The sequence below is a fragment of the Saccharothrix sp. 6-C genome, assembly GCF_016695385.1.
Classification (GTDB): domain Bacteria; phylum Actinomycetota; class Actinomycetes; order Mycobacteriales; family Pseudonocardiaceae; genus Actinosynnema; species Actinosynnema texasense.
Genome location: NZ_CP064192.1, coordinates 404241 through 426205, shown reverse-complemented (window position 1 = coordinate 426205; position 21965 = coordinate 404241). Strand labels below are relative to the sequence as shown.

20 protein-coding genes are annotated in these 21965 nt (G+C 72.8%); 11 read left to right on the top strand and 9 right to left on the bottom strand.

Translation table 11 applies throughout. The features are described 5' to 3' along the window. Positions 1-63: 63 nt before the first annotated feature. From IOD16_RS02040 to IOD16_RS02030, 3 genes are read left to right on the top strand one after another with little or no spacing between them, the layout of a single operon-like run. Positions 64-714: an LppX_LprAFG lipoprotein gene (locus IOD16_RS02040; protein WP_123743935.1), complete on the top strand. Its 651-nt coding sequence runs from the start codon at positions 64-66 to the stop codon at positions 712-714. Then, positions 711-2243, top strand: coding sequence for an MFS transporter (locus IOD16_RS02035; RefSeq protein ID WP_236594687.1), 1533 nt, complete (start codon positions 711-713; stop codon positions 2241-2243). Before IOD16_RS02040 ends, IOD16_RS02035 begins: the two co-directional genes overlap by 4 nt. Positions 2244-2298: 55 nt before the next feature. Then, the gene (locus IOD16_RS02030) at positions 2299-2895 is read left to right on the top strand and encodes a TetR family transcriptional regulator (protein ID WP_201438667.1); all 597 of its coding nucleotides are present in this window, start codon (positions 2299-2301) and stop codon (positions 2893-2895) included. A 256-nt stretch (positions 2896-3151) separates the two neighbouring features. Here IOD16_RS02030 and IOD16_RS02025 read toward each other — a convergent pair whose 3' ends face one another. After that, complete coding sequence (locus tag IOD16_RS02025; RefSeq protein WP_201438666.1) at positions 3152-4366, bottom strand: MFS transporter; 1215 nt, start codon at positions 4364-4366, stop codon at positions 3152-3154. A gap of 351 nt (positions 4367-4717) precedes the next feature. On the opposite strand from IOD16_RS02025, the gene IOD16_RS02020 reads away from it, so the two are divergent. Further along, positions 4718-5230: an HdeD family acid-resistance protein gene (locus tag IOD16_RS02020; protein WP_201438665.1), complete on the top strand. Its 513-nt coding sequence runs from the start codon at positions 4718-4720 to the stop codon at positions 5228-5230. Between the two features lie 6 nt (positions 5231-5236). Here IOD16_RS02020 and IOD16_RS02015 read toward each other — a convergent pair whose 3' ends face one another. Together IOD16_RS02015 and IOD16_RS02010 are read right to left on the bottom strand one after the other, a co-directional pair. Further along, entirely contained in the window at positions 5237-6007 is a 771-nt protein-coding gene (locus tag IOD16_RS02015) for a hypothetical protein (protein WP_201438664.1), read from the bottom strand. Between the two features lie 88 nt (positions 6008-6095). After that, complete coding sequence (locus IOD16_RS02010) at positions 6096-7811, bottom strand: NAD+ synthase (protein ID WP_123743940.1); 1716 nt, start codon at positions 7809-7811, stop codon at positions 6096-6098. 88 nt (positions 7812-7899) lie between these two features. Between IOD16_RS02010 and IOD16_RS02005 the strand changes: the two genes are divergently transcribed. Then, on the top strand, positions 7900-9447 hold the full coding sequence (locus IOD16_RS02005; protein ID WP_201441152.1) for an alpha/beta hydrolase: 1548 nt from the start codon (positions 7900-7902) through the stop codon (positions 9445-9447). A gap of 90 nt (positions 9448-9537) precedes the next feature. After that, the gene (locus IOD16_RS02000) at positions 9538-10473 is read left to right on the top strand and encodes a hypothetical protein (RefSeq protein WP_201438663.1); all 936 of its coding nucleotides are present in this window, start codon (positions 9538-9540) and stop codon (positions 10471-10473) included. A gap of 22 nt (positions 10474-10495) precedes the next feature. Here IOD16_RS02000 and IOD16_RS01995 read toward each other — a convergent pair whose 3' ends face one another. Together IOD16_RS01995 and IOD16_RS01990 are read right to left on the bottom strand one after the other, a co-directional pair. Continuing rightward, positions 10496-11143, bottom strand: coding sequence for a uridine kinase family protein (locus tag IOD16_RS01995; RefSeq protein WP_201438662.1), 648 nt, complete (start codon positions 11141-11143; stop codon positions 10496-10498). A 24-nt stretch (positions 11144-11167) separates the two neighbouring features. Further along, positions 11168-11449, bottom strand: a complete 282-nt coding sequence (locus tag IOD16_RS01990) for a DUF4287 domain-containing protein (RefSeq protein WP_201438661.1) — start codon at positions 11447-11449, stop codon at positions 11168-11170. Positions 11450-11651: 202 nt separating this feature from the next. On the opposite strand from IOD16_RS01990, the gene IOD16_RS41375 reads away from it, so the two are divergent. Continuing rightward, positions 11652-11816 (top strand): DUF397 domain-containing protein, encoded by a 165-nt coding sequence (locus IOD16_RS41375; protein WP_201438660.1) that lies wholly within the window; start codon positions 11652-11654, stop codon positions 11814-11816. Here the strand turns inward: IOD16_RS41375 and IOD16_RS01980 are convergent. Continuing rightward, positions 11755-12600 carry a helix-turn-helix transcriptional regulator gene (locus IOD16_RS01980; protein WP_123743945.1) on the bottom strand — a complete coding sequence of 282 codons (846 nt, stop codon included), beginning with the start codon at positions 12598-12600 and terminating at the stop codon, positions 11755-11757. The genes IOD16_RS41375 and IOD16_RS01980 overlap by 62 nt on opposite strands. 120 nt (positions 12601-12720) lie before the next feature. Here IOD16_RS01980 and IOD16_RS01975 point away from each other — a divergent pair, with 120 nt between their 5' ends. After that, positions 12721-13470, top strand: coding sequence for an SDR family oxidoreductase (locus tag IOD16_RS01975; RefSeq protein WP_201438659.1), 750 nt, complete (start codon positions 12721-12723; stop codon positions 13468-13470). Between the two features lie 37 nt (positions 13471-13507). Here the strand turns inward: IOD16_RS01975 and IOD16_RS01970 are convergent, their stop codons facing one another. Then, the gene (locus IOD16_RS01970) at positions 13508-14320 is read right to left on the bottom strand and encodes a TetR/AcrR family transcriptional regulator C-terminal domain-containing protein (RefSeq protein ID WP_201441151.1); all 813 of its coding nucleotides are present in this window, start codon (positions 14318-14320) and stop codon (positions 13508-13510) included. Positions 14321-14377: 57 nt separating this feature from the next. Between IOD16_RS01970 and IOD16_RS01965 the strand changes: the two genes are divergently transcribed. Beyond that, the gene (locus IOD16_RS01965; RefSeq protein ID WP_236594686.1) at positions 14378-16063 is read left to right on the top strand and encodes a right-handed parallel beta-helix repeat-containing protein; all 1686 of its coding nucleotides are present in this window, start codon (positions 14378-14380) and stop codon (positions 16061-16063) included. On the opposite strand, the gene lysX is transcribed toward IOD16_RS01965, so the two are convergent. Further along, positions 16047-19307: a bifunctional lysylphosphatidylglycerol synthetase/lysine--tRNA ligase LysX gene (gene lysX / locus IOD16_RS01960; RefSeq protein WP_442978087.1), complete on the bottom strand. Its 3261-nt coding sequence runs from the start codon at positions 19305-19307 to the stop codon at positions 16047-16049. The two genes, IOD16_RS01965 and lysX, sit on opposite strands and share 17 nt — an antisense overlap. 31 nt (positions 19308-19338) lie before the next feature. Between lysX and IOD16_RS01955 the strand changes: the two genes are divergently transcribed. Both IOD16_RS01955 and panB read left to right on the top strand, forming a co-directional pair. Further along, entirely contained in the window at positions 19339-20145 is an 807-nt protein-coding gene (locus IOD16_RS01955) for an alpha/beta fold hydrolase (RefSeq protein ID WP_201438657.1), read from the top strand. 178 nt (positions 20146-20323) lie between these two features. Then, entirely contained in the window at positions 20324-21178 is an 855-nt protein-coding gene (panB, locus tag IOD16_RS01950) for a 3-methyl-2-oxobutanoate hydroxymethyltransferase (RefSeq protein WP_123743951.1), read from the top strand. Between the two features lie 265 nt (positions 21179-21443). On the opposite strand, the gene IOD16_RS01945 is transcribed toward panB, so the two are convergent. Next, positions 21444-21950 carry a hypothetical protein gene (locus IOD16_RS01945; protein WP_201438656.1) on the bottom strand — a complete coding sequence of 169 codons (507 nt, stop codon included), beginning with the start codon at positions 21948-21950 and terminating at the stop codon, positions 21444-21446. Between the last annotated feature and the right edge of the window lie 15 nt (positions 21951-21965).

The window sequence follows — 21965 nt, the reverse complement described above, 5'->3', positions numbered from 1 at the left end:
AGGTCAGGGACTTGCGGTGGTGTTTCGCGGTGTCGGAGGACGGCTGGATCTACGATTCACCCCATGCTCCCTCGTCGCGCCCTGATCGGGTCGCTCGTGCTCGCCCTCGTGGCGGGCTGCACGTCCTCCGGTGGCGCCGGGGCCCAGCCGGACGGGCCGGACCTGCTGGCGAAGGCGTCCGCCGGGATGAAGTCCGTGACCAGCACCCACTTCACCATCAAGGTGGACGGCGAGCTGCCGGGCGTGAGCGTGAAGGACGCCGAGGGCGACCTGAACGCCGAGGGCGAGTCGCAGGGCCGGGCGAAGGTCGAGCAGTTCGGCCAGCTGATCGAGGTCGAGTACGTGCTGGTCGCGACGGACCTGTACTTCAAGGGTCCGACCGGCGGGTTCACCAAGCTGCCCGCGGCGCTGGCGGGCCAGGTGTACGACCCGACCGCGATCCTGGACCCGGACAAGGGCGTGGCCCGCGTGCTGGCCGACGCGCGTGACGCCAAGACCGTGTCGAACGACGACGGGCTCGCGGTCGTCGAGGCGACCGTGCCGCGTGACGTGGTCGCCGGGCTCGTGCCGGGCATCGACGCCGACGTCGCCTCGGAGTTCTCCGTGCGGGATGAGAAGCTGCAGAAGGCGCTGTTCACGTTGCCGAGCGGTGCGAAGGTGACGATCGAGCTGTCCGACTTCAACAAGCCCGTCACCGTCTCGCCGCCCGCGTGAGCCCGGCAGTGGGCGCCGCGGTGGGTGAGGTGGGCACGGCCAGGGCTCGTCGGCTGGCGATCGGGGCCGGCGCGACGGCGGTGCTGCTGGGCGCGCTCGACGCGTACGTGGTCGTCGGCGTGCTCGTGGACATGGTGCGCGACCTGGGCATCCCGGTGAACCACCTGGAGCGCGCGACGCCCGTGGTGACCGGGTACCTGCTCGGGTACGTCGCCGGGATGCCGTTGCTGGGCCAGCTGTCGGACCGGTTCGGGCGGCGGCTGGTGCTGCACCTGTGCCTGGTCGGGTTCGCGGTCGGCTCGGCGGTGACGGCGTTGGCGGGCGACCTGCCGCTGCTGGTGGCCGGGCGGGTGGTGCAGGGGCTGGCCGGTGGGGCGTTGCTGCCGGTGACGATGGCGCTGGTCGCGGACCTCTGGGCGGCGGAACGGCGGGCGTCGGCGCTGGGCGTGGTGGGCGCGGCGCAGGAGCTGGGCAGCGTGCTCGGCACGCTGTACGGCGTCGGGTTGGCGTCGCTGTTCAACGCGTGGTCGTTCTTCGAGTCGGTGGAGCCGCAGAGCTGGCGGTGGGTGTTCTGGGTGAACCTGCCGTTGGCGGCGATCGCGATGGCGGTCGTGCAGGCGACCGTGCCGCGGTCGGTCCGGTCGTCGGTGCGGATCGACGTCGTCGGCGGCGGCCTGTTGGCGTTGGCGTTGTCGCTGCTGGTGGTGGGGCTCTACAACCCCGATCCGGCGCGGTCCGTGCTGCCGTCGTGGGGGTGGCCCGCGCTCGGGGCGGCGGCGGTGGTGTTCGTCGGGTTCGTGCTGTGGGAGCGGCGGTCGTCGGTGCGGCTGCTGGACACGGCGGGGGTGGCCATGCGGCCGTTCCTGGCGTCGCTGGGCGTGTCGTTGGCGACCGGTGCGGCGTTGATGGTGACCTTGGTGGACGTGGAGCTGTTCGCGCAGACCGTGCTGGGGCGTGACTCGGCCGCGGCGGCGGGGATGTTGGCGCGGTTCCTGATCGCGTTGCCGGTGGGTGCGCTGATCGGCGGGTGGCTGGCGGCGCGGACCCCGTCGGGTGACCGGTGGGTGTCGTTCGTCGGGTTGGCGGTGGCCGCGGGCGCGTACGCGCTGATCGCGCAGTGGCCCGCTTCGGTGTCGTCGTTCGTGGTGGGACGGGACCTGGCGGTGGCCGGGTTCGGGTTGGGGCTGGTGATCGCGCCGGTGTCGGCGGCGGTGCTGCGGGTGGTGCCGTCCTCGCAGCACGGTGTGGCGTCGGCCGCGGTGGTGGTGGCGCGGATGACCGGGATGCTGGTCGGCGTGGCCGGGCTGTCGGCGTGGGGCCTGCACCGGTTCCGCGAGCTGACCGCCGACCTGGACACGCCGCTGCCGTTCGGGATGACGCCGGAGGAGTTCGCCGAGAAGGCGGCGGCGTACCGGGAGGCGCTGACGGCGGCGTTGCTGACGGAGTACCACGAGATCTTCTGGATCACCGCGGTGATCTGCGGCGTCGGCGCGATCGTGTCGCTGCTGCTGCCCCGTTCGGCTCGGTGATCTTCTCGATCTTCGGGTGGCCGGGGGCAACGGTGCGGTTGGCTACCATCGTGGGATGGCCTGGAACACCGAGGAGACGCGGCGGCGCCTGAAGGAGGCGGCGGTCGTGGAGTTCGCCGCGCACGGGTTGGCGGGCACTCGGGTGGAGCGGATCGCGGCGCGGGCCGGGGTGAACAAGGAACGGCTGTACAACTACTTCGGCGACAAGGAACAGCTGTTCCACACGGTGCTGTCGGACGAGTTGGCGAAGATCGCGGCGGCCGTGCCGCTGGACGCCGAGGCGTTGCGGGACGTGGGCGAGTACGCGGGGCGGTGCTTCGACTACCACGTGGCGAACCCGCACCTGGTGCGGTTGTTGCAGTGGGAGGCGTTGGCCTACGGGGACGGCGCCGTGCCCGACGAGGAGGGGCGGGCGGCGCACTACCGGCGCAAGGTCGACGCTTTCCGGTCGGCCCAGGCGGCCGGGGTGATGGTCGCGTCGCCGGAAGCCGCCGACCTGGTGCTGCTGATCATGTCGCTGTCGACGTGGTGGCTGGCCGTGCCCCAGGTGGCCCGGATGGTGACCGGACCGGCCGACCCCGCACGCCGCCGTGCCGCGGTCGTGGAGGCGGCGCGGCGGATGGCATCTGCGCAGGTCACGGCTACGCGGTAAGCTGGAGTCGATCGAGGGCGGCAGCAACACGTTCGGGTGAACCTGGCCCGGAAATGTACGGAAACACTGTTACCGCACCTCGGTTGAAAACCAGCGGACCCGCCGAAACCACCCCCCGACCGTCCACACCACCACCCGCACCACCCGTCCACCCACCGCCCAGACCTCACTCCTCCCCCGGACCACGCCGCCCGCGCACCGAGCGGAAGCGGCGAGCGGAAGCGGCGAGCGCGAGTCGGGCAATGGCCGGCGTGGGTCAGACGGTGGCGGGCGCGGGAGTCGGCTGGGGGCCCAGCGCGAGGGTGGCCGCCGCGAGGATGAGCAGGCCGGCGAGGGTCAGGCAGACGGCGGCGAAGCCCGCCGGGGCCAGGGCGGTGACGAGGACCGGGCTGATGCCGCCGCCCAGGCCGACCAGGAAGCCGTAGCCAGCCAGACCCGCGCCGCGTGCTTCGCCGGACGCGCGGCCGACCAGGGTGACCAGCGCCGGGATGGTGACGGCCAGGCCCGCAACGAAGATCGCGCTGCCGACGAGGAGCACGGGGAGCGTGACGGAGCCCGCTTCCAGGGCCAGGCCGGCGGCGGCGATGAGGAACGCGGCGGGTGCGACGCGGTGGGCGCCGAAGCGGGTGATCAGCGGGCCGGCGAAGAGGCCCAGGGCGATGCCGGGCAGGCCTGGCAGGCGGAGCAGGAGCAGGTCGACGGCGCTGTGGATGCCGTAGCGCTCGCCGACGGTGGTGGTCAGGGCCGTGTACATGCCCACGAAGGTCAGCAGCAGGGTGATGCCACCCGTGTAGGCGACCAGGAGTGACGGGCGGCGCAGAAGGTGACCCAGACGGGTGAACGTGGTCGCCAGGGCGGTGGGGGTGGGGCGGGGGACGGCGGGCAGGCGGGTGAGGGTGAGGGCGACGGCCAGCAGCAGGGGGGCCAGGAGCCAGAAGACCCAGCGCCAGCCGAGGGCTTCGTCCACGCCCAGGGCGTAGGCCTGGCCGATCACGCCCGCCAGCAGGAACGAGCCGGAGACGGCGGTGACGCCCACGGCGCGGCGGGCCGGCGGGAGGGCCTCGGTGGCGTAGGCGAGTGACACGGACGGGATCGCGGCGGCCAGGAAGCCTTGCACGGAACGGGCCGCGAGCAGCGGGGCGAACGCGGTGGAGGTGCCCGCGATCGCGCTGACCACGGCGCCCAGGGCGAGGCCGACCGCCATCACGTGACGGCGGTCGTAGCGGTCGGAGATGGTGCCGAAGAGCAGGTTGCCCAGGGCGAACGCGAACCCGAAACCGCCGCCCACCCACGCCGCGGTGGAGAGGGGGATGCCGTAGCGCTCGGCCACGCCCGGCAGCAGCGGGACCGTCAGGTAGAGCTGGCCCACCGCCAGGATCACGGCCGCCACCAGGACCGCCACCACGAAGGGCGCCCGGGTCACGGACCGGCGGCGGGGACGGGGACGGTCGAGCTGGTGACCGTGGTGCATGGGGTGAGGGTGGGGGGTGGGGAGCGAAGGGGGCAACGCGAGCTCCGGGGGTCTGCGCGGAACGGGTGAAGGGAAGGGGAGGAGGAGGTCGGGAGAAGTCCAACTGTGACGTTGGAATTAGCGTAGGCCGAGGAGGGGATGAACTCCAACGGTGGGGATGGAATGTGCGGTGTGTCACCGACTGACGGTCGGGGTCACTCGATAGGTCGGAGTCCGCCGGTGGCGACTGCGGGTGGGGTGTGGGGGACGGACCATGGCCGCATGACGTATCCCGATGCGAACACCGCTGGTCAGGATCGGCGCGCTGAGACTCCGGCCGGGCACGGGCGGGCGTTGTGGATCACCTTTGGGGTGATCACCCTGTTGATCGGGCTGGCCGTCCTGCTCTGGCCGGGGCTGACGCTGCTGACCGCGGCGGTGCTGTTCGGCGCGCAGATGCTCATCACCGGCGTCTTCTGGCTCGCCGCCTCGTTCACCGCGGACGCGATGGGACGACAGCGGTGGCTGCTGGCGGTCGCCGGGTTGTTGGCGCTGGTCGCGGGCATCCTGTGCCTGCGCGCGCCGTTCCAGACCATCGCGGTGCTGGCGCTGCTGCTCGGCGCGACCTGGGTGGTCGGCGGGGTGGCCGAGGTCTTCCACGGGTTCGGCAAGAGCGGGTGGGCGGTGTTCTCCGGGGTCGTGACCGCGATCGGCGGGGTCGTGGTGCTCGTGTGGCCGGTGGCGAGCCTGCTCGCGTTGGCCTGGCTGCTCGCCGTGGTGCTGATCGTCTTCGGCGCGATGGCCATCGCGGGCGCCATCAGCGTCGACCGCAAGCCGAAGACCGCGAAGTCCGCCGCACCCACGGGGACGACCGCCACCGCCTGACCCGCGCTACTCCCAGACCGTCCAGCGCAGGTGGACCGAGTCGATGCCCGCACCGGTGCCCATGCGCACCGCGCTCACCTCCACGAACCCCAGCCGACCCTTGTCCGTGCGGACGCAGAAGAGGCGCACGGCTTCGCGGAACTCCACGAGCGGCACGGAGGTCCGCCAGTCGCCGTCCGGGCGCGCGGCGCACGCGCTGTGAACCGGGTCCGGCGCGCCGGCTTCCAGCAGGGCGAACTGCGCGCCGTTCTTCGAGTCCAACGACATCGGGCCGATCGTCAGGTCGTGCCCGGACGTCATGCCGTCCTCGAAGTCGATGGAGTCGAGCTCCCGGTCACTGCCCGAGCTGTACAGCCTGCGGTTGGTCGACGTCGCGGTGGTCGTGGTGGTCACCGATGTCGAGGTGGTGACCGCCGTGCCGGCGGCGGCAGAGGTCGTCGTCGGATCCACGGTGGTGGTGGTCGTCGTGGTGCGGCTGGTGGTCGAGGCGGCGGCGTCGGCGGGTGGCGAGGTCGCGGACGACGGCTTGACCGAGAACCCGATCACGCCCGCGCCCAGGGCGGCGACGGCCACGGCGACGGCGAGCGTCCGGTCGACCGGCTTCGCCCACCGCTTCCAGACCACGTACACCCCGGTGAACACGGCCAGGGCGCCGGCCGCCACCACGAGCGGGCTCCCGCCCGCGACCACCAGCGCCGAGACCGCGGCCACGTCGGCCGCGATCCCGACGCCCTGCGGCAACAGGCGCGCGGACGTGTCCTCGGACGACTCCGTCACCACCGAAGCTCCCCCTCCCCTGCCCGCTGTGAGGACAGGGAGGGTAGCGGCCGGTGGTCAGTGCCCGCGGTGGGACGGTGTTACGTGATCAGCCCTCACGCCAGCCGCTGGTGATCGGCAGCCGGCGGTCGCGGCCGAAGGCCTTGAACGTGATCTTGGTGCCCGGCGGGTACTGGCGGCGCTTGTACTCCGCCTTGTCGACCATGCGCAGCACCTTGTCGACCAGTTCGTGCGTGAACCCCATCGCGATGAGGTCGCGGTAGCCCTTGTCGCCCTCGACGTAGTCGTCCAGGACCGAGTCGAGCAGCTCGTAGTCCGGCAGCGAGTCGGTGTCGACCTGGCCGGGGCGCAGCTCCGCCGACGGCGGCTTGGTGATCGAGTTCTCCGGGATCGGCGGCAGCTCCCCCAGCTTCTCGGCCTCGGCGTTGCGCCACCGCGCCAGGTCCCACACCAGCGTCTTCAGCACGTCCTTGATCGGCGCGAACCCGCCGACCGCGTCGCCGTAGATGGTCGAGTAGCCGACGGCCAGCTCGGTCTTGTTGCCCGTGGCCAGCACCAGGTGGCCGTGCTGGTTCGACAGCCCCATCAGCGTGACGCCGCGGCACCGGGCCTGGACGTTCTCCTCCGCCAGGCCGGTCAGCCCGAGCTGGTCCACGAAGACGCGGACCATGTCCGCGATCGGCTGCTCCGAGTAGTGGCAGCCGGTGCGCTGGGCCAGGTCGTAGGCGTCGGACTTCGAGTGGTCCGACGAGTACACCGACGGCATGGACACGCCGTACACGTGGTCCGCGCCGAGGGCGTCCACCGACAACGAGGCCACCACCGCCGAGTCGATGCCGCCCGACAGCCCCAGGACGACCGAGCGGAAGCCGTTCTTGTGGACGTAGTCGCGCAGGCCGGTGACCAGCGCGTGCCACACCTCCGCCTCGTCGGACAGCGGTTCGGCGGACTGCGGCACGGGCAGCGGGTCGTAGGCGGGCAGCGGGTCGTGGGTCAGGGAGCGGCGGTTGACGGTGAACCCGCCGTACGAGCCTTCCGCGCGGGGCGCGCCGCCGGGCAGGTCGAGGTCGAGCACGACCAGGTGCTCCACGAACTGGGGTGCGCGGGTGATCAGCGAGCCGTCCGCGGCGACCACCATCGTGTCGCCGTCGAAGACCAGCTCGTCCTGCCCGCCGATCAGGTTCACGTACGCCAGCGGCGCGCCCGCCTCGACCGCGCGCCGAGCCACCAGCGGCAGCCGGGCGTCGTCCTTCTTCCGCTCGTACGGCGACGCGTTCGGCGAGACCACCAGGTCCACGCCCGCCTCGCCGAGCGCGGCGATCGGCCCGCCGTCCTGCCACAGGTCCTCGCAGATCACCATGCCGACTTCGAGGCCGTGCACGCGCACGACGTCCAGCGCGTCGCCGGGCGTGAAGTACCGGCGTTCGTCGAACACGCCGTAGTTGGGCAGGTGGTGCTTGTGCTGCCGGGCCGCCACCCCGCCCCGGTGCAGCACGGCGGCGGCGTTGCGCATGCCGTGCTCGTCGCGGTCGAGGTAGCCGACGAACACCGCCAGCTCGCCGCACCCCTCGTCGGCCAGCCTGGACGCGAGCGCGGTCAACGCCTCCTTGGACGCCTCCGCGAACGACACGCGCAGCGCGAGGTCCTCGACCGGGTACCCGGTCAGCGCCATCTCGGGGAAGACCGCGAGGTGTGCGCCCGCCTCCACGGCCTTGCGGGACCACTCGACGACGAGTTCGGTGTTGGCCGCCAGGTCGCCGACACAGGCGTTGACCTGGGCGAGGGCGAGTCGGAGCTGTGGCATGGTGGCATTCTCGCTCACGCGGAGCGGCCAAGGCGCGCGTTGTGGCCGACGCGTCACACCTACGATCGAAGATGTGCGCCGTCCGATGATGCTGTTCCTCGCCCTCCCGCTCCTGGCCTCGTGCACGAGCGTGCTGCCCGGGTCGCCCAACGCCGGGACCGCGTTGGAGCGGAGAGGGCCGGCCGGGGTGGTGCCCGCCGGGCTGGAGCGGTTCTACGGCCAGCAGCTCGGCTGGGAGGACTGCGCGCCGTACGCGACGACCGGGACGACGACGTCGCAGTTCAAGAACAAGAAGTCGATCGAGTGCGCCCGCCTGGAGGTGCCCCTCGACTACACCGCGCCCGAGGGCCGCACGATCAGGATCGGTCTGCTGCGGCAGCCCGCGACCGGCGACCGGATCGGCTCGCTCGTCATCAACCCGGGTGGTCCGGGCGCGTCCGGCATGGCCGCGGCGGCGGGCATGGGCTCGCAGGTGAAGTCCACGCCGGTCGGTGAGCGGTTCGACCTGATCGGGTTCGACCCGCGGGGCATCGGGGCGAGCGAGCCGCAGGTCAAGTGCCTGACCGACGCCGAGCGGGACGCCGACCGGCTCGACAGCGACATCGACACGTCACCGGCGGGCCTGGCGCAGACCGAGGCGGAGAACAAGGCGTACGCGGACAAGTGCGCCGCGGCGACGGGCGTCGACGTGCTGGCCAACGTCGGCACCCGGGACGTCGTGCGCGACCTGGACGTCATGCGGTCCGCGCTCGGCGACGAGAAGCTGACCTACCTGGGCTACTCGTACGGCACGCACATCGGCGCGGCTTACGCGCAGGCGTTCCCGGGCAACGTGCGGGCGCTCGTGCTCGACGGGGCGGTCGACCCGACGCAGAACCAGGTCGAGTCGCTGATCGCGCAGGGCGCCGGGTTCCAGAAGGCGTTCGACGCGTTCGCGGCGTGGTGCGCGAAGCGGCCGGACTGCGCCCTGGGGACGGACCCGGCGAAGGCGAACCAGGCGTTCCGGGAGCTGACGTTGCCGCTGGTGCAGCGGCCCGTGGCGGTGGGCGACCGGAAGCTGTCGTACAACGACGCGATCACCGGGGCGATCCAGGCGATGTACTCGGAGGAGCTGTGGGCGCCGCTGAACTCCGGGTTGACGGAGCTGGCGAACAACCGCGGTGACGTGCTGATGTTGTTGGCGGACAACTACTTCGACCGGGACCCGCAGGGCCGGTACTCGACGATCACGGACGCGTTCGTGGCGGTGAAGTGCGTGGACGAGCCGCGCGTGACGGACAAGAACGTGCTGAACGACGTGGCGCGGCGCTACAAGGAGGCCGCGCCGTTCCTGGACGACGGCCAGCCGCCGGGCGCGGCGCTGGACGCCTGCGCGTTCTGGCCCGTGCCGCCGACCGTGCAGGAGCACAAGCCGGTGTCCGGGCTGCCGCCCGTGCTGGTGATCTCGACGACGGGTGACCCGGCGACGCCGTACGAGGCGGGGGTCAGCCTGGCGAAGGAGCTGGGCGGCGGGCTGCTGACGTTCGAGGGGAACCAGCACACCGTCTACTTCCACGGCAACGAGTGCGTCGACGAGGCCGGGCACGCCTACCTGGTCGAGCTGAAGCTGCCGCCGGAGGGCACCCGCTGCTCCTGATCCGAGCTGAGCCGACCGGGTGATCCCGCGAACACGCGTGCGGGACGGCATTACGATCGCGAACATTTCCACACCGGGGAGGGTGTTCGCATGACCGTCGACGGCGTGAGCCAGGTCGGAGCCGAGGGTGTGAGGCGGTTACGCGCCTCCCTGAACGAGGTCGGCGTGGCGATCTCGGACCACCTGCCGTCACCGATGAACCAGTTCCTCGTCGCCTCGATCACCTCGAACATCGAGCACCTGACCCGTGACGCGGACTTCATCGACCGCTTCGAGAGGCTCCAGGGCCGGGAGGACGCCTACGTCCAGGCGTTGGACGCCAAGGTCGCGCAGACGCGGGCGGTGATCGTCTGGTCGGGCGGGAAGCTGTCGCAGAACTACGTGAACCGGTTGCGCGCGGCCTACGCCGCGCTCGACCCGGGGATGCGGGTGGACGCCGACCGCAACCAGGACGTGCCGCGCACGATCGCGGGTGACGCCCTGCCCGACCACCTCGCCGCGCAGGGGCTCGACCAGGAGCGCATCCACCCCGAAGCGGTGCGGGAGGTCCGGCGGTTGCTGGCGGGCTTCGTGGGCGACCGGATCACCGTGCACGTGCCGCCCGACACCGCGCTGATCCGCCCGCCCGCGGAACTCCGCTTCCCGGAGGGGGCGGTGGCCTACCGGGCGACGGCCCAGCCGAAGAGCGTGACGTTCCCCGGCGCGCACGCCGCTCCGACGTACCTGGTCCTGGTGACGATCGGGCACGGTGGGAGGGGCGGGACCACGTTCTTCCCGCCGGCGGGCGGCCTGGTGCCACAGGTGATCGCCCAGGGCCTCCCCGCCGCCCGGCAGGCCGCGCTGTGCGTTCCGCTCCAGTGCTTCCCGCAGGACGGGGTGCGGGAGTGGCAGGCGGTGCGCGGGTGGTCGCCGAACATCACCGCCGTGAGCATTCCCACCCTGGACGAGTCGCACGACGCGGAGATGAGCGCGTGGGTCGAGGAGAACCTGCACGACACGGTGCAGAACTGGTTCTACACGCTCTGACCGGAACCGCGGGCGGTTCCGGTCAAGGACGTGCCGCGGCGGTGACGACCTCCGTGTCCGGGTCGTGGTCGAGCACGGTCGTGCCGGCCACGACCGCGGTCGCTTTCCGCCACGGCTGCTCGCGGAGCAGCAGGGGCACTTCCTCGGCCAGCCAGTCGGCGAGGAACCGCCGCCGGTCGACGGAGTCGCCATCACGCGCGGTCATCCGGCGTTCCTGCTCGTCCAGGTCGCCCTGCACCCAGATCGAGGCGTCGAGCCACGGGACGAGGTCCTGGCGGAGGATGCCGGTGCCCTCGACCCACACGACACCCGCACCGGCGGCGACGCGGATCGCGCCGGGGCGGTCGCGCTCGTCCCAGGCCGGCGGTCGGAACTCCACCGCCTCGCCCCGGTGCAGGGGCCGCAGGACGTTGTCGACCACGAGGTCGACCCAGTCGAAGGAGGCGTGGTGCCAGGCGATGTCATCGGTGTGCACGACCCCGGAGCCGGGAACGACCTTCCGCAGCCGCTCGACGAGGGTGGACTTCCCGGCGCCGCCGCGGCCGTCGATCGCGACGACGACGGGGCGCCCGGTGACGTCGCCGGCCGCTTCGCGCAGTCGTCGCACGACGTCGGGCAGCGTTTCGACGCGCCACCCGGTCGCCTGGGTCTCACCGGGGTTCAGTCGCACGCGGGGCCTCCTCGGTCGATCGGATCAGCGGTGGGCGAGGCCGTCCACCCGCAGGGTCGCGGAGTCGTCCCGGTGGGCGCCGGTGCCGCCGACGTGCTTGGCGCTGATCGCGGTGCCGTTCTTGAGCACGTGGTAGAGCGCCATGCCGTGATCGCGGCCCAGGTCGTAGTCGTCCTTCAGCCACTGGAGGACGACGCCGGCCTTCGTGGTGGCGTCGTACCCGCGACCGCCCGCCTCGGCGAGGAGCTCGGCCGGGGTCTTGCCGGTCTTGCGCTCGATGGTGTCGAGGTACGCCTGGAAGGACATGGCCGGCTCCTTGGTCGTCGGTGTGCACCCAGCTTAGGACAATTTTTCCTGTCTTGACAAGATTTATTGTCCGATCGATCCGCAGCAGCTCAGAACCCTTGAACAGGGTGCAGGCAGCTCTCCGGGCCTCGCAGGCTCATGCGCAGGACGCCGTCCCAGGACACCGCACTGGTCGGCGCAGACCGAGGCATACGCGCGAGCGGTGATCGAGTACAGCGGGAACAGCGGCGGGAGCTGCGTCGAGGTGCGGGCCGGTTGGGACGCGGTGCGGGTCTCGAAGAACGTCGACGGGCCCGTGACGGAGGTCAGGCCTGCTGCTCCGAGGGCGTTCCCGAGGGCACTGCGGACCAGCTCGCCAGCAGCTTGAGGCGGTCCTCGGTCGGCGAACCCGCGCGAGCGGTGTAGAGGGCGAGGACCACGTCCGGGTCGCCGGTCGGTCGCAGGGTCTCGTAGTCGAGGTCCAGGTCCCCGACCACGGGGTGGCGCATGAGCTTCGTGCCGTGGGTCTTCTCCAGCACCTTGTGCTGCGCCCACAGCTTGCGGAACGTCTCGTCCTTGACCGACAGCTCGCCCACCAGCGCCGCCAACCTGGCGTCGTCCGGGTAGCGGCCCGCGTCCAGCCTGAGGAACGCCACCATGTCGGCGGCGACGGTGGGCCAGTCGCGGTAGAAGGTGCGGGACTCCGGGCGCAGGAACGTGTGCCGGGCGGAGTTGCGGTCCTCCGGCGGCAGGTCGCCGAAGCCGTAGAGGGCGTCCGCCAGCGGGTTCCAGGCCAGGATGTCCGCCCGGCGGCCCATCACGAACGCGGGCACGTCGTCGGCCATCTCCAGCAGCCGCCGCAGGCCCGGTCGGACGCGTTGGGGCGCGGGCCGCCTGGCCGGCGTCGGGCGGACGAGGTTGCGCAGGTGGGCGCGTTCGGTGTCGTCCAGCCGCAGCACGCGGGCGACGGCGTCCAGCACCGAGTCGGACACGGCGGGCGTGCGGCCCTGTTCGAGGCGCATGTAGTAGTCCACGCTCACGCCGGCCAGCATCGCCAACTCCTCGCGGCGCAGGCCGGGCACGCGGCGCCGGCCGCCACCGGGCAGGCCGACGTCGTCCGGGCGGACGCGAGCCCGGCGGCTGCGGAGGAACTCGCCCAGGTCGTGGTTCACCCACCCAGTATGGCCGCCCGGCCCGCGCCGAGCCTGGGTACTGCCAGTCCCAGGGAACGCCGCTCCCCAGGTCGACCAGCACCTCCGGTAACCGCCGGGACCAGGTCCAGTGTTCTTCCCATGACCTACGACCTGAACAACCGCACCGCCGTCGTCACCGGGGCCGCGAGCGGCATCGGCGCCGAGATCGCGCTCGTCCTGGCCCGGTCCGGGGCGAAGGTCGCGCTGCTGGCCCGCCGCGCGGACCGGCTCACCGACCTGGCCGACAAGATCGCCGCCGAGGGCGGGCGGGCGCTCGCCGTCGCCGCCGACGTCACCGGTGACCTCACCGAGGCCGTCGAGGCGGTCCACACCGCCTTCGGGCGGGTCGACCTGGTGGTGAACAACGCGGGCGTGATGCTCGCCAACCCCCTCTCCGAGGGCCGGGACGACGAGTGGCACCGGATGATCGACACCAACCTCAAGGGCCTGCTGAACGTGACCAAGGCGTTCACCGCGGACCTGGTGGAGGCGGGTGCGGTCGGCGCCGCGGACCTGGTGAACATCTCGTCCGTCGGCGCGCACCTCACGTTCCCCGACTACGCCGTCTACACCGCTACCAAGGCGGCCGTCACGCACCTGTCGGCGAACCTGCGCACCGAGCTGGGCCCGAAGGGCGTGCGGGTGACGAACATCGAACCCGGCCTGGTGCACAGCGAGCTGGCGGGCCACATCGACAACCCGGACGTGGCCGCGCACCTGGCGCAGTGGCGGCAGGAAGTGCCGCCGCTGGACCCGGCCGACATCGGCGACGTGGTCGGGTTCGCCACCAGCCGGTCCAGGAACGTGAACCTGCGGCAGCTCGTGGTGCTGCCGACCGTGCAGGTCTGAGGGCCGGGCCGCCCGTCGACGGGGGTCGGCGGGCGGCTCAGCTCGACCGGCGGCTGCGGTAGGCGCGCTGCTGGCAGCCCCGCGAGCAGTACGCGCGGGGCCGGCCGGACGCCGGTTGCACCACCGGCCCGCCACACACCCGACAAGTATCATCACGCTTTTCATCACGCTGGCGGATCAGCAGTTCGATGCCGTCGAGCAGCCGGGCCAGACCGAAGCCGAACGGGTCCGGCTGGTCGAAGCCGCCGGCCTCCCACAGCGACGTCAGCGTCGGGTAGCGGTCGAACCGGGCGAACAACGCGTCCCGCGCACCCCACCACTGCTCGTCGCTCACCCCGGTGCCGCGCTCCGCCCGCGCGGCCTCGACCAGGGCGGACGCCTCGGCGTCGACGAACCGGGCGACCAGACCGACCGCCGCGACCACCTCGGCCGGGGCGAGGCCGGTGCCGGCGACGATGCCCAACGCGTGCTCGTAGTGGGCCAGCGCGTTGGGCCCCGGCACGTGCCGACCGGGCACCTCAGCCAGCCAGGGGTGCCGTTTCCGCAGTTCCCAGGCGTGCCGGACGAACGCTTCCAGCGCCGTGCGCCAGCCACCGCCCGCCGACGGCAGCGGGTCGCCGAGCACGGCGTCGCACATCAGGTCGACCAAGTGGTCCCGGCCGGGCACGTGGCGGTAGAGGGCCATGGTGGTGAAGCCGAGCCGCTCGGCGACCTTGCGCATCGACAGCCCCGCCAGGCCCTCGGCGTCGGCCACCTCGACCGCGGCGCCCACGACCGCCCGGAGGCTGAGCCCCGGCCGGCCGTCCCACAGCAACTCCACCGAACGGTCGGGATCGCCCGCTGTCCCCATCACGCCTCCATGATATACCTACTGCGGTTTACGCCATAAACACGTTGGGGGCTGTTCATGACCGATTTCCACGTCTCTCCGAGCGGGGACGATGCCACGCCGGGCACCGCCGAGCGGCCGTTCGCCACGCTGGCCCGCGCCCGGCAGGCCGCCCGTGAGGCGGACGGTGACGTCACCGTGCACCTCAGGGCGGGCACGCACGTGCTCACCGAGCCGCTCGACCTGACCGAGGAGGACTCACGGGTCGTCTACCAGGCCTTCGGCTACGGCACCGCCGCGCAGGAGGAAGCCGTCGTCAGCGGCGGGCGGGAGGTCGCCGGCCGGCGGGGACCGGACGGGGTGTGGCGGGCCGAGGTCGGCGACCTGGTCACCCGGCACCTCGTGGTGGACGGGCGGCGGGTCGAGCGCGCCGGCGTGGACGGGCTGCCCGGCACGGTCCGCCGCACCGCGACCGGCTACGCCACGGACGCGCCGCTGGACTGGCGCTCCCCGGCGGGCGTCGAGTTCGTGCACCGGGGCGTCTACCCGTGGACGGAGGCGCGCACGGCGGTCGCGGCCGTCCACGACGGCGAGATCACCATGGCGCAGCCCGCGTTCGGCTGGGCCGTGGACGTCTACAACTCGGAGTGGTTCGGCCAGGTGATGTCCGGTCCCCCGGCGCCGACCCGGGTGGAGAACGACCCGGCGTTCCTGACCGAGGGCACGTTCGCGCTGGACCGCTCGCGGCCGGGCGGGCACGTCGTGCACTACCTGCCCCGCCCGGGCGAGGAGCCGCGGGTGGTCGTGCCTGCGTTGGAGGTGCTGGTGCGCGCCACCGGCGTGCGGGACGTGGCGTTCCGGGGCGTGGTGTTCGCCGACACCACGTGGCTGCGGCCGGGTGGCGACCGGGGTTTCCTGCACTACCACTCGAACGGCTACTACGACGGCGGCCGGATCGGGAGGGTGGAGCCGGCCGAGGGCGCGTGGCTGACCGTGCCCGAGGAGCAGGAGCAGATCCCCGCCGGCGTGCAGGTGGACGGCTCGACCGGGGTGCGGTTCGAGGGCTGCCGGTTCACCAGGCTGGGCGCCGCGGGGCTGGGCGCGACCGGCGGCGCGGACCTCGTGGTGCGCGGCTGCGACTTCGACACCCTCGCCGCGTCCGCCATCTCGGTCACCGGCACGGACGGGGCGGTGATCGAGGACAACCTCGTCGCGGACGTCGGCCTGGACCACTCCGGCTCGGCCGGCATCACGTTCCACGACACCGCGGACTGCACGGTGGCGCACAACCACGTGCGCGACGTGCCGCACAACGGCATCGTGGCCCACCCGTCGCGCGGCGGCACCCGCATCACGCGCAACCTCGTCACCCGGACGATGGGCGTGCTGGCCGACGGCGGCGGGATCTACCTGTCCGGCGCGCAGGGCACCTCCGAGCACGGGGCCGTGATCAGCGGCAACGTCGTCGAGGACACGCGCACGCCGTACAACTTCGGCCTCTACACCGACTACGGGGCCACGTGGGTGGCGGTCGAGGGGAACGTGGTGGCCCGCGCGGACAACACGGCCGTGCTGCACGTCCACCCTCCGTTGGAGCACGTCGTCTACCGGGGCAACTTCTGGGACGCCGACCCGGTGGGCAGCGACGCCGTGCCGGACGGCGTCACCTACGAGGGCAACACCACGATCGCCGACCCGGCCGGGCTCGACACCGCCACGGCGGACATCAGGGCGGCAGCGGGGCTGCTCACGAGACGGGCCTGACGAACGGGAACAGCACGGTCTGCCGGATCGACGTGCCGGTGAGCATCATCAGCACCCGGTCCACGCCCACCCCGAGCCCGCCGGTGGGCGGCATGCCGTGCTCCAGGGCGTCGAGGAAGTCCTCGTCCAGCTCCATGGCCTCGACGTCGCCGCTGGCCGCCTTCAGCGACTGCGCCTGCAACCGGCGGCGCTGCTCCAGCGGGTCCGTCAGCTCCGAGTAGGCCGTGCCGATCTCCGCCCCGAACGCCACCAGGTCCCAGCGCTCGGCCAGGCGGGGATCGGCGCGGTGCGGCCGGGTCAGGGGCGAGACCGACGTCGGGAAGTCGGTGTAGAAGGTGGGTTCGACGGTGGTGGGCTCCACCAGCTCGTCGTACGCCTCCTGCACCAGCGCGCCGTGGTCGGCGTCGTCGGCCGGCTCGATGCCGTGGCCCGCGAGCAGGGCGCGCAGCTCCGGCAGCGGGGTGTCCGGCGTGACGGTGACGCCCAGCGCGGCGGAGACGGCGGCGTGGACGGGGACGATCGGCCACTCCCCGGAGATGTCCACCTCCAGCCCGTCGCGCACGGCGACGGGGCGGCCGTGCGCGGCCACCGCGGCGTGCTGCACGAGCTCCCGCACGAGGTGCAGCATCGTCGTGTAGTCGGCGTAGGACTGGTAGGCCTCCAGCATGGTGAACTCGGGGTTGTGCGAGGCGTCCGCGCCCTCGTTGCGGAAGTTGCGGTTCAGCTCGAACACCCGGTCCACGCCCGCCACGCACAGCCGCTTCAGGTACAGCTCGGGTGCGATGCGCAGGTACATGCGCATGTCGTAGGCGTTGATGTGGGTGACGAACGGCCGGGCGTTCGCGCCGCCGTGCACGGCCTGCAACATCGGCGTCTCGACTTCGAGGTAGTCGCGGTCGTGCAGGAAGTCGCGGATGCCGCGCACCACGGCGCTGCGCAGCCGCAGCATCCGCGCCGAGTCGGGGTTCACCGCCAGGTCCAGGTACCGCCTGCGGACCCGCGCCTCCGGGTCGGCCAGGCCCTTGCGCCTGTCCGGCAACGGGTGCAGGCACTTCGCGGTCACGGTCCACTCGTCGGCGAGCACGGACAGCTCGCCCCGCCTGGACCGGATCACCTCGCCGCGCACGCCCACGTGGTCGCCGAGGTCGACGCCCGCCTTCCACGCCGCCAGGTCCACGCGCCCGGCGTCGAGCATGAGCTGGACCTCGCCGGTGAAGTCGCGGACGCGGGCGAAGCTCAGGCCGCCGAACTCGCGCAGCGCCACCACCCGGCCGGCCACCGAGACGGTGTCGCCGAGCAGTTCCCGGGCCTGCGCCACCGAGTGCTCGCGCGGGTAGTTCACCGGGTAGGGGTCGATGCCGTCGGCGCGCAGCCGGTCGAGCTTGGCGATGCGCACCCGGACCTGCTCCGGGCGGCGCGGCTGCCGCGGCTCGACCTTGGTCGCGTCGATCTCGGCCACGGCGGCGGCGAAGCCCGTGCCGACGGTCTCGTAGCGCAGCGCGCGCGAGGACCCGCGCTTGACCAGCGACCTCAGGCTCGGCACGAACCCCTCGGCGACGCCCGCCGCGATGCTCACCCGGGGCAGGTGGCGGGCGCGGGTGAAGCACAGGTAGCGCGGCAGCCACTCCGGGCCGTACTTGGCGTTGGACCGGTACAGCGACTCCAGCTGGAAGAACCGGGACGCGAGGCTCAGCACCGCCCGCCACGTCCGCAGCACCGGTCCCGCGCCGATCCGCCCGCCCTCCTCGAACACCGCGCGGAACATGGCGAAGTTCAACGACACCCGCTCGACGCCGAGCCGGCCGGCGGCGGCCACCAGTTCGGCGACCATGAACTCGTTGAGGCCGTTCTCGGCGGCCCGGTCGCGGCGCATCAGGTCCAGCGACAGCCCGCGCCTGCCCCACGGCACGAACGACAGCAGGCCGCGCAGCTCGCCGTGCGCGTCGTAGGCCTCGACCATCACGCACCGGCCGTCGGTCGGGTCGCCCAGCCTGCCCAGCGCCATGGAGAACCCGCGTTCGGTCTCCGCGCCGCGCCACCGCCGGGCCAGGTCGAGGATCGCGGCCAGCTCGTCGGCCGGGATGTCGGCGTGCCGCCGCACGCGGGCGGTGTGCCCGGCGCGGGCCACCCGGCTCACCGCCTGCCGCACGCCCCGCCGCTCGGGACCGGTCAGGGTGAACTCGCGCACGTCGAGCACGGCCTCGTCGCCGATCTCCAACGCCTTCAGCCCGGCCGCCGCGTAGACGTGCGCGCCGCGTTCGCTCGCGCCGAGCACGCCGGGCAGCCAGCCGTACCGCCGCGCCTCGGCCAGCCACGCCTGCACCGCCTGCGGCCACGCCTCCTCGTCACCGATCGGGTCGCCGCTGGCCAGCGTGGTGCCCGCGAGGACGCGGTAGGTGAGCGCGGCGCGGCCGTTCGGGGCGAACACCGCGCTCTTGTCGCGGCGGGTCGCGAAGTAGCCCAGCGAGTCCGGCTCGCCGTGCGCGGCCAGCAGCCGGCGCACGGCCAGCTCCTCGGTGTCGTTCAACCACCGGCTGGAGCGCTCGCCGCGGAAGAACACGTACAGCGTGGCGATGGCGACGAGCATCCCGCCGAACCCGAGCAGCACGCCCAGCCACGACGGGCCCTCGCCGCCGCGCCGCTGCGGCAGGACCTCGCCGGTGATCTGGTTCGCCGCCCACACCAGCTTGTGCCACGAGCCGTGCAGGTGGCCCGGGAACACCTCGGTCAGACCCCAGCCGAGCAGGCACAACGCCACGATCCCGGTGAGGAACACCACCAGCGCCTGCCGCCACGCGCCGGGCGCGAGCTTGGCCGGGAACGCGTCGCGGACCACCAGCAGGAGCACGATGAGCGCGAGGCCGACGACGACGCCGGCGCTCAGCTCGACCGCCAGGCCCGCCGGGTCCGGCGACTCGTCGGCGCCCAGGAACGGCGACGGGTCGATCCAGTAGAGGACGAGGAAGAGCAGCACCGAGGTCACGTTGAGCGCTTCGAACAGCAGCAACGTCCACAGCGCCGCCCGCTTGCGCCTGCGCAGGGCCGCGCCGAGCACGACCAGCACCAAGGCGATGAACAGGTTCGCCTCGACGGGTAGGCCCAGGAGGTAGGAGACCGCGAAGATGCCTTCGGCGAGGTCGGACTCCTCGTCGAGCACGAACAGCAGGACCGACGCCACGGCCGCCGCCTGGACGACGGTGGCGACCACCCCCGCCGTCCGCCACTTCCACCTGGCCACCGCCACGACACGCTCCAAGGGGTTCGGGTTGTCCACCATGATCGCGTCACTCGCCGGTCGGGTGCACGTGCGCGCGTCCGGGCGTGTCGACGGGCCCGCCGTGGTGCTCAGCTCGGCGTTGGGCGGCGCGTGGTTCGACTGGGACGCGGTGGTCGCGTTGCTGCCGGACGCGCGCGTGCTCGTGTTCGACCGGCCGGGCACCGGGTGGTCCGACCCCGCGTCGGCGCCCGCGACGCTGGCCCGCGAGGTGGCCGTGCTGGACGCGGTGCTGGCCGGTGAGCCGTCGGTGGTGCTGGTGGGGCACTCGATGGCCTCGCTGCACGTGGAGGCGTGGGCGCGGTTGCGGCCCGGTCGGGTGCGCGGGCTGGTGCTGGTGGACCCCGATCCGGAGGCGCCGGGCGCGGGACGCCCGTCCGACGTGTCGGCGGCGGTGGCGCGGTGGGTGCTGCGGACCGGGTTGGACCCGCTCGTGGCCGCCCAGGCGCCGCGGCTGCGCCGGTGGGCGATGCTCGGGTCGACCCTCGGGCGGCGCGACCCGGCGTCGCCGGCGGCGGTGCGGTCGGTGTACGGGCGGCCGTCGGTGACGCGGGCCGTGCTGGACGAGCTGGCGTCCTACCCGGCGCAGGTGGCCGCGGTGGAGCGGCTGCGGGCGTTCCGACCGCTGCCGCGGGCGCCGTTCACCGTGCTCACGGCCGGTCGACGGGAGTTCGCGGCGCACGTGGCGCTGGCCGCGATGGCCCCGACCGGGCGCACCGTGCTGGTGCCGGGCAGCCGCCACATGGTGCCGGTCGACCGGCCCGACGCGGTGGCGTTGGCGGTGCTCACGGCGTTGCGCGGCGGGTGAGCGGGGCGGGCGCACGGTACTCGTGATCGGCGTGGCGCGCGATGTGGTGGGCGGAGCGTGTGAAGCGTCTCGCACTACGCGCATTTACCCCGGTGTCGGTGTCAGGCTGGTCGGGTAACCGTGCAACAAGATCCCGGGGACCAGCGATGAAGCCGGCCCCGAGGGAGGACGGTCGACGATGACCTCGTCAGAGGTAACCGCGCCCTACGGCAACGGGGCGGGCAGCGCCCCCACCGGCAAGAAGGTGCGCATCCACCACCTGCGGGAGCTGAAGGAGCGCGGCGAGCCGTGGCCCATGCTCACCGCCTACGACATGTACACCGCGGAGCTGTTCGACGAGGCGGGCATCCCGGTGCTGCTGGTCGGCGACTCCGCGTCCAACAACGTCTACGGCTACGACACGTCGCTGCCGGTGACCGTGGACGAGCTGATCCCGCTGGTCCGGGGCGTGACCCGGTCGGTGAAGCGGTCGCTGGTCGTGGCCGACCTGCCGTTCGGCTCCTACCAGGTGTCGGTCGAGCAGGCCGTGGCGACGGCCGTGCGGTTCATGAAGGAAGGCCGCGCGCACGCGGTGAAGCTCGAAGGCGGGAAGCACTTCGCACCGCACATCGAGGCCATCGTGCGGGCGGGCATCCCGGTCATGGCGCACATCGGGTTCACCCCGCAGAGCGAGCACCAGCTCGGCGGCTACCGCGTGCAGGGCCGCAGCGACGCGTTCGACTCGGTGGTCGAGGACGCCCACGCCGTCGAGGCCGCGGGCGCGTTCGCGGTGGTGCTGGAGATGGTGACCAGCGAGGTCGCCAAGCAGATCACGCACGACCTGCTCATCCCGACCGTCGGCATCGGCGCGGGACCGGACACCGACGCGCAGGTCCTCGTCTGGCAGGACATGATGGGCCTGCGCCGCGGGCGCGCCCCCCGGTTCGTGAAGCGGTACGCCGACGTGGCGGGCGTGATGAAGTCGGCGGCGGAGCAGTTCGCGGCCGAGGTGAAGGGCCACCAGTTCCCCGGCCCGGAGCACACCTTCCACTGAGGTCCTGATCGAGGTCGTCGCACCGGCTCGGGCCGGTGCGGCGACCTCGTTCGTGCCGGGCCCGAATTCCCGGTGATTCCTTTGGGAGCGGAATAGCGCGACACCGGGCGCTATTCGCTTTCGGGTGCTTCCGCCCGGTTATCCCAAAATTGCGGGTCGACCGCGCCCCGGGTATGCCACCATCGCGACCGAAGGCGTGATTTCGGGTCGACCCGGGACGGTTGATGGTCTCCAACGGCGAGTGGTCGCGCGCCCGCGTGGCGGCTCAGAGCCCGTGCCGCCGCACCATCGGCGCGACCAGCTCGGCGCGCGTGCGCCACACCGGCCGCCGCGAGGTGAGGATCGTGGCGAACAGCAGCGCGCTGCCCAGGACCGCGGAGACGACCACCATCGCGACGTCCTCCTCGCCGCCGCCCAGCGTCGCGCCGCCGAAGGCGACGACCACCGCGGCCACGCCGAGCGCCGCCGTGCGCGCCGGGTCCGACCAGCGGAAATCCCGGCCAGTCAACACCTGTTCGCGGAGTTCGTACGACCGCCGGGCCAGGTCGGGGTCGACCGGCTCCAGCTCCGCCAGCCGCTCGGCCACCTTCGCGCACTGCACGAACTGGGCCGCGCTGGTGATCTCCAGGTCCCCGTCGCGGGTGACCGAACGGCACGTGTCCGCGACCGCGAGCAGCCGGGCCGCGAGCAGGTCGACGGCGTCCGGCTCGTGTTCGGCCTCGGCCACCTCGGTCCACCGGTGGGCGACCGCCAAGTCGATCCGGTTCTCCACGTCGACCTCCGATTC

Bases quoted from the DNA above. Each gene is read 5' to 3' on its own strand.
- IOD16_RS02040 (WP_123743935.1), top strand. From the start codon at position 64: ATGCTCCCTCGTCGCGCCCTGATCGGGTCGCTCGTGCTCGCCCTCGTG.
- IOD16_RS02030 (WP_201438667.1), top strand. From the start codon at position 2,299: ATGGCCTGGAACACCGAGGAGACGCGGCGGCGCCTGAAGGAGGCGGCG.
- IOD16_RS02025 (WP_201438666.1), bottom strand. From the start codon at position 4,366: ATGCACCACGGTCACCAGCTCGACCGTCCCCGTCCCCGCCGCCGGTCC.
- IOD16_RS02010 (WP_123743940.1), bottom strand. From the start codon at position 7,811: ATGCCACAGCTCCGACTCGCCCTCGCCCAGGTCAACGCCTGTGTCGGC.
- IOD16_RS02005 (WP_201441152.1), top strand. From the start codon at position 7,900: ATGCTGTTCCTCGCCCTCCCGCTCCTGGCCTCGTGCACGAGCGTGCTG.
- IOD16_RS02000 (WP_201438663.1), top strand. From the start codon at position 9,538: ATGACCGTCGACGGCGTGAGCCAGGTCGGAGCCGAGGGTGTGAGGCGG.
- IOD16_RS01990 (WP_201438661.1), bottom strand. From the start codon at position 11,449: ATGTCCTTCCAGGCGTACCTCGACACCATCGAGCGCAAGACCGGCAAG.
- IOD16_RS01975 (WP_201438659.1), top strand. From the start codon at position 12,721: ATGACCTACGACCTGAACAACCGCACCGCCGTCGTCACCGGGGCCGCG.
- IOD16_RS01970 (WP_201441151.1), bottom strand. From the start codon at position 14,320: ATGGGGACAGCGGGCGATCCCGACCGTTCGGTGGAGTTGCTGTGGGAC.
- IOD16_RS01965 (WP_236594686.1), top strand. From the start codon at position 14,378: ATGACCGATTTCCACGTCTCTCCGAGCGGGGACGATGCCACGCCGGGC.
- IOD16_RS01955 (WP_201438657.1), top strand. From the start codon at position 19,339: ATGATCGCGTCACTCGCCGGTCGGGTGCACGTGCGCGCGTCCGGGCGT.
- panB (WP_123743951.1), top strand. From the start codon at position 20,324: ATGACCTCGTCAGAGGTAACCGCGCCCTACGGCAACGGGGCGGGCAGC.